Source organism: Anaerolineales bacterium (assembly GCA_022866145.1).
Lineage (GTDB): Bacteria > Chloroflexota > Anaerolineae > Anaerolineales > E44-bin32 > PFL42.
Genome location: JALHUE010000371.1, coordinates 1 through 3,886 on the forward strand (window position 1 = coordinate 1; position 3,886 = coordinate 3,886).

Here is a 3,886-nt window from a genome sequence, read left to right on the forward strand (position 1 = left end):
GGAGAGGGAGGCGATCGTCACCTCCAGGCCCGGATCTGAGCCGGGAAGCCGACCCTCGAGAGCAGACGCCGAGAGCCCTTCGCCTCGGCCTCCAAGCATCCGGAACGCCGCCGCGCCGCCCGCAAGGCACAGCAGGGCCGCCAACAGCGCCAGCGCAGCCGCGAAGCCCACCCGCCGGCGAGTCCGCCCACTGGGTTCGCCGCCGGCTGGGCGGCCGAGAGGCATTGTCGCTAGCGCGGAAGGCGGGACGGGAATCAACGGCGGAGCGGTACCGGACGGCCGTAGGGTATGTGCCAGCGCTTCCTGAAAGGCCTGATTCATCGCCAGCACGTTCGGGAATCGGTCGCCTGGATCTTTGGCCGTCGCCTTGAGGATCACCCGCTCGATCGCCAGCGGAACGCTCGAATTGACGGACCGCGGCAGCGGCAGGGGTTCCTGCATGTGCTTTACCACAACGGCCATCGGCGTATCGGCCACGAACGGCAGCCGACCTGTGGTCAGTTCGTACAGCACGATCCCGAGCGAGTACTGGTCAGTTCTGGCGTCGACGGTTGCACCCCGCGCCTGTTCGGGGGACATGTAGGATGGCGTTCCAATCAGTGCCGAGCCGGTCAGGCTGACCGAGGCATCATGGATCAGCGCCAGGCCGAAATCCGACAGCTGGGCATCGCCGTGGGAATCCAGGAGGATGTTGGAGGGCTTGATGTCGCGGTGGACGACACCCTGGCCGTGGGCGTAGGACAGCCCACCGGTGATCTGGTCGAGGAGCCGTCCGCCCAGCCGCGGGTCGAGGGGGCCTAGAGCCAGCCGGTCCGCCAGGCTCCCGCCTGCGACCAGTGGCATCACCAGGAATGGGCGCCCATCCACTTCGCCGAAGTCGATCACCGGCACAATTCGCGGGTGGCGCAATCGGGTGAGGACGGCTGCCTCACGCTGGAAGCGGCGGGCGAACTGGCCGGTCTCGGCGGCCAGCGGTGAGAGGACCTTGACGGCAAAGTCCTCAACTGATCCCTCGCGCTGGGCGCGATAGACAACCGACATCCCGCCCTGGCCAATCCTGGCCAACAGGCGGTACCTTTCTGCAACTCTCCCGATCAGGCTGTCCACGCTAGCGGCTCCGGCAGACTCTCAACGCCCCGTGGGGATGGAACGTGAGGTGAGGCCCATCATGGCAACCACCCATGGAAAGGCATTTTGGCATCAGTATACTGTGGGGAGGGCCGCAGTTCGCTTTCAGCCAGCTTTCACATCATGCTGCGGGCCAGTGGTACTTCGGTCCCTGGCGCAGAGCCGCCGGCGCTGACCTCCGAATGCTAGAATGGGCGGGATGGGAATCCCCACCCCCCCGCGCCAGCGACGTGCCTGGTTGGCATTCGTGCTGCTTGCCCTCCTGGGGTGGGTATTGATCGCGCCGTCTCCGGCGGCTCCGCACCCGGGCTGGAACGTCGTGATCCCAGGGATCGAGTACCAGGCCTTCTCGCTGGAGGGCCCAAACCGCGTCTACGTGGCACGCATGGATCGCCACAATCCAGGGCTCACCTTGGACAGCGCCATCGGCTCGGGGAGCCTGCTGGATGGCAAGGAGACCGTCAGCCAGATGGCCGCCCGCTACGACCAGGCCATCAACAACTGGGGAGGCGGCTGGGGGAATAGGAACACGGTCGTGGCGGCCATCAATGGTTCATTCTTCGATCTGGAGTCCGGTGTCCCGTGGAGCGGCTTGGTGCACTCCGAGTGGTACGCCAAGTGGTACGGGAGCCTGTCGGGCAGCACGGGGTTTGGGTGGACCAATGAGCGAGTGGCGTTCATCGGGCGGTGCATTCAGCACCGGCCCGAGCGCCAGGTGGTCACCTTCCCCGCCAGCGGAGAAACGATCCTTATCGACGGAGTGAATATCGACCGCCAGCACAACCAGCTGATCATCTACACAGCCGACTATGCCCCCGCCACTCCGGCAGCCGAGCGGGGCGTCGAAGTCGTTGTCCAGATGACCCGCCCGATGGGCATCCTTCCGCTGCCGGCGATGGCCAAGGGCTACATCCGCGAATTACGGGTCGATCAGGGCCCGACCGAGATTCACTTCGACCACGTTGTCCTCTCGGCCTCGGGCGAGAAGGCCGAGGAACTGCTTCGCCTGGCGCGGTTCGCCTCCGAGGTTGGCGTATCACTGGAAGTCACGGACCTGGGGGAGGGCTGCCGCCAGCGAAGTGGAATCGACTGGACCAAGACCTATGCCGGCGTGGGCGGCAGTTTCGTCTTCTTGGAGGATGGGGACGTCTTGGACATCGACAATGCCGGCGCCATCGTCCAGAACCCGCGCACTGCGATCTGTTTCAACGACGATTGGATCTTCTTCGTGGTGGTCGACGGCCGGGACCCGGAATACAGTGTGGGAATGGACATGAACCAGCTCGGCCGATTCTGCAGCCGCCGCTTGGAAGCCGGCTGGGGGATCAACCAGGACGGCGGCGGGTCTTCTACGCTGTGGGTGAACGGCAACGTCAAGAACCGCCCTTCGGATGGCTTCGAGCGAGCCGTCGCCAACGGCATGCTGATGGTCGCCATCGAGCCGAAGGTCTCATCCCCGACATTCTCGCGTGGGCAACAGGTGATCATCGGCCAGGACAGTCGCCTGTACCTCGGTCCCGGCACGAACTACTCCTGGCGCTCTGTCCTGCGACCCAACACCTTGGGCGTGGTGCAGGACAGCCTGAACGATTTGGATGGGGTGCTCGCCAAGGGATCCTACTGGTGGAGCGTGCGCTTCGGCAAGACCAGTGGCTGGGTAGTCGAGGAGGCGCTTCAGGCTTATGACGGCCAGCCGCTTCCGGCTCCCGAAGCCTGGCCACCCCCTGCCTCCCCCTGAACCTTGCGATCGACGGTCCGCTTCCCCCGCAGGCATAGGCTCGGCCCGCGGGCATCCTAGGGGGTAGAGCGACTCTCCGCCCCTGGCTCGCGGCCGATCTGGCTGACCGTCGTCACCATGCTTCGGTTGAACAGCATTGCCGGCGCCTCCGATGAGACCTTCGGGAACAACAGCGCCGTGAGGTGGGCATCGAAGAGGGGGAGGAAGCGGCTTTCGCCTTCGAACATCATCGCCCGGAAATCGAACCTGCCGCCGCCATGGACCAGGCCGCGCAGTTCGTATCCCCCCACCACCACGCGCACCATATGGGGGAACGGTTTGGTGTAGCCACTACGTACTGCGCTCGAGGGTCCAAGTTCCCCCAGCGAGTGCACTAGCACCGCCACAATCTCGTTCTTGACCAGCCACAGCCGACTGCTCGCTTCCTGTGCCTGCCCGATCTGGTAGAGCAGGCTGATCTCAGCCTCCTCGACCTCGAGCGAGGATTCGGTCGGAAGATTCATGTGGCTGAAGAGGCCGGTTGTCCCCGGATGAACATTGCCCCGGATCTGATGGGTGGCGGTGTACGCTTCGACCGCAACGGGCTTGCGCATTCAGCCTTCCCCTCTCCAAGAGCGGACGATGCAGGGCGCGGCAGGAAGCCGATGCCATTCTAGGGCAGTTCACCTGCTCACACAACCTACGGCCGAGGTCGAGGCACCCGCGCCAGCCCAGCGATTCCTGCCGGCCCTCGGCGTGAGGGAGGCTCAGGCGGCACTCGGGCGCTTCTACAGGGCCGCCGCTCGGGGGCACCGGTCACCCTTGTGCGTCGATCCCGGCCCTGGCCGGTGAGACAGCAGCGGGGAAACGCGGCAGCCCTGGCCGGACGTCGGCGGGAGCTGCCAGCCTGGCCCGGAACTTGCACCTTACCTGCCAGGCTGGGGAGCGTTTCCCCGCCTGGAGGCAGCCATGCAGGCCACACCGATCGACGAGCTGCGCAAACCCCACCCGGACCAGCAGCGCATTGATGCGCTCTCTGCC

The 3,886-nt window shown here is 65.6% G+C and carries 3 protein-coding genes; 1 reads left to right on the plus strand and 2 read right to left on the minus strand.

The genetic code is table 11. From position 1 onward, the window contains the following. A partial coding sequence (locus tag MUO23_11235; GenBank protein MCJ7513528.1) for a serine/threonine protein kinase occupies positions 1-1,107 on the minus strand: 1,107 nt, incomplete at its 3' end. A gap of 220 nt (positions 1,108-1,327) precedes the next feature. On the opposite strand from MUO23_11235, the gene MUO23_11240 reads away from it, so the two are divergent. Continuing rightward, a complete protein-coding gene (locus tag MUO23_11240; protein ID MCJ7513529.1) occupies positions 1,328-2,866 on the plus strand; it encodes a phosphodiester glycosidase family protein in 1,539 nt (512 codons plus the stop codon). Between the two features lie 56 nt (positions 2,867-2,922). Here MUO23_11240 and MUO23_11245 read toward each other — a convergent pair whose 3' ends face one another. Continuing rightward, positions 2,923-3,459, minus strand: a complete 537-nt coding sequence (locus tag MUO23_11245; GenBank protein ID MCJ7513530.1) for a hypothetical protein — start codon at positions 3,457-3,459, stop codon at positions 2,923-2,925. Positions 3,460-3,886 lie beyond the last annotated feature (427 nt).